Source organism: Frankia sp. AgKG'84/4, assembly GCF_023242965.2.
Classification (GTDB): Bacteria; Actinomycetota; Actinomycetes; order Frankiales; family Frankiaceae; genus Frankia.
This window is the reverse complement of sequence record NZ_JALKFU020001246.1, coordinates 1-2,362: the sequence shown is the minus strand read 5'-3', so window position 1 is coordinate 2,362 and position 2,362 is coordinate 1. Positions and strand designations below refer to the sequence as shown.

At 71.9% G+C, this 2,362-nt stretch carries 2 protein-coding genes; both read right to left on the bottom strand.

All coding sequences use genetic code 11. From position 1 onward, the window contains the following. Positions 1 to 89: 89 nt before the first annotated feature. Positions 90 to 986, bottom strand: a complete 897-nt coding sequence (locus MXD58_RS29260; protein WP_248840925.1) for a YhjD/YihY/BrkB family envelope integrity protein — start codon at positions 984 to 986, stop codon at positions 90 to 92. After that, a partial coding sequence (locus MXD58_RS29255; protein WP_250611389.1) for an MFS transporter occupies positions 967 to 2,362 on the bottom strand: 1,396 nt, incomplete at its 5' end. The genes MXD58_RS29255 and MXD58_RS29260, both read right to left, overlap by 20 nt.

The window sequence follows — 2,362 nt, the reverse complement described above, 5'->3', positions numbered from 1 at the left end:
AACACTCGGATCTTGGTGCGCCGCGGAACACTCGGATCTTGGTGCGCCGCGGAACACTCGGATCTTGGTGCGCCGCGAAACACGCTAGATCACAAAGTCCGCGTGGTCGGGTGGCGTTCGCGGTACCAGACGCCGACGATGGCGCCGCCGGTGAGGACGACGCCCAGGCCGATCAGCCAGGACAGCAGGGTGAACACGACGCCGATCTCGCCGTAGCTGCGCTCGTTGTCGACGATCGACTGGGAGAACAGCAGTCGGCTGCATACCCCGAGGCCGGTCAGGCCGATCGTGGTGAACACCGCGCAGGGCAGCAACTCCCGCCAGCCGGCGCGGCCGCGCAGCAGGAGCCAGGCTCCGCCCCAGAGGAACAGGCCGAGAGCGGCGGTGACGAGCAGGGCGTGGCAGAGCTGGCCGGCGACGGTGCTGGTGAGCACGGCGCCGGTGGCGGTGGTGCCGGCGAGGAAGGCGATGAGGCCGGCGAGCCATCCGAGCTGACCGGGCACCCCGCGCAGGCCCGCGGACGGAATTCGGAAGGCCCGCTGGTAGATCGTCTGCACGGAGCCGGCGAGGCTCAGCCCGCCGAGGCAGAGCCAGACCGCGCCGACGACGGTCCAGCCGGCCTGGGTGGCGCCCCCGCCGGTGTCCGGCGTGAGCAGCCGCTGCACGGCCATCGCGGCGTCGTGGTCGAGACCCATCCGCCTGACGATGATCTCCGCGGCGCCGCCGGGACGCAACGGGGAGACGGCAGCCAGGGTGATCAGGAACGGAAAGAACATCATCAGGATCAGGGCGGCGAGTATCATCGCGCCGTTGATCAGGTCGCCGGCCCGCAGCCGGCGGGAGAGGTCCTCCGCCGAGGACCCCTGCCACCTGCGCTGCGCCTTGGCCTGGATCTCCCGCGACCGGTCCCGCGCGCCGACGGCGACGCGCCGGGGGGCCGCCGGCGTGTGCTGCTCGTCCCCGCCGTCAGCGGGCCGGGGCCCCATGCTCCGACCGGGGCAGCAGGGCGGCGCAGGCGAGGCCGGCGACGGCGAGGATGGCGAGGGTGACCATGGCGGCGGCGTAGGCGTGGGTGGTCAGGCCGGCGACGAGGATGGTGCCGGCGATCGCGGTGCCCAGCGACGAGCCGAGGTTCGACACGCTGCGGGACAGGCCGGAGATCTCGCCCTGGCGCCGTTCGGGGAACGCCGACTGCACGACCGTCACCGACGGCGTCAGCATCATGCCGATGCCGATACCGCTGGTCAGCAGCCCAGGCGCGGAGGCCCACGGGTTCGTGTACATCCCGCCCAGGGTGATCAGGATGAGTGTGCCGACGGCCGTCAGCCCGAACCCGGCCATGATCAGCGTGCGCGGGGGATGGTGTCGGGCGAGGTGGGCGGCGGACAGCGACGTGGCGAGCAGGCCGACCGTGGCGGTGGTGAAGATCAGCCCCGTCTCGATGGCGTCGTAGCCGCGGACGACCTGCAGGTACGCGGCAACGGTGAACGAGGTGCCCATGAGCACCAGCCACTGCAGGTTCTGTGTGATCATGCCGAGGTTCGCGGCGCGGCTGCGGAACAGGCTCAGCGACAGCAGCGGTTCCCGGCCGGCGGCCTCCTCGGCCCCGGCCCGGTGCAGGAACCAGGCGAGGACGAGCGCGCCCGCGGCGAGCAGCGCGACGGTGAGCGTCAGGCTGTGGCTGGCGGCGAGGACACCCATCACGACCAGGGTGAGGCCGGCCGCCGACTGGACGGCGCCGACGGTGTCGAAGTGGCGCTGCGGGTCCGCCGGCAGCGGGTCGGTCACGGACCGGCTGAGCACGAGGACGAGCGCGACGATCAGCGCCTGGAAGGCGAACGCGGCCCGCCAGCTCACCGCGGAGGTGATCAGCCCGCCGAGCAGCGGACCGGCGGCCGCGCCGACCCCGCCGGCCGCCATGATCACGCCGAAGGCGCGGGCGCGGGACGTCGTTTCGGTGAACAACAGGGTGGTGAGGATGTAGACGGGTGGGATCAGCAGTGCAGTGCCGATGCCCTCCAGGATCGAGTTGCCGAGGATCAGCACGCCCAGGCTCGGCGCGACGGCACTGATGACCGCGCCCGCCCCGTAGACCATGAGTCCGGTGCGCAGGCACCACCGGCGCCCGGCGAGGTCGCTCAGCCGCCCGCCGGGGATCATCAGGGCGGCCATGACCAGCAGGAACAGTGTGATGACGAGCTGCACGCCCTGCACGGTCGTGTTCAGGTCCGCGCTGATGTCGTTGATCATCACGTTCATGTTCGAGCCGGCGAAGCTGCAGATGAACTGGGCCAGCGCGAGCGGTGCGAGCACGCGGCGGCCCGCGACGGCCGCGTCAAACTGATCGCCGCCACCGCCGAGG

Coding starts and splice junctions, on each gene's coding strand:
- MXD58_RS29260 (WP_248840925.1), bottom strand. CDS start 986: ATGGGGCCCCGGCCCGCTGACGGCGGGGACGAGCAGCACACGCCGGCG.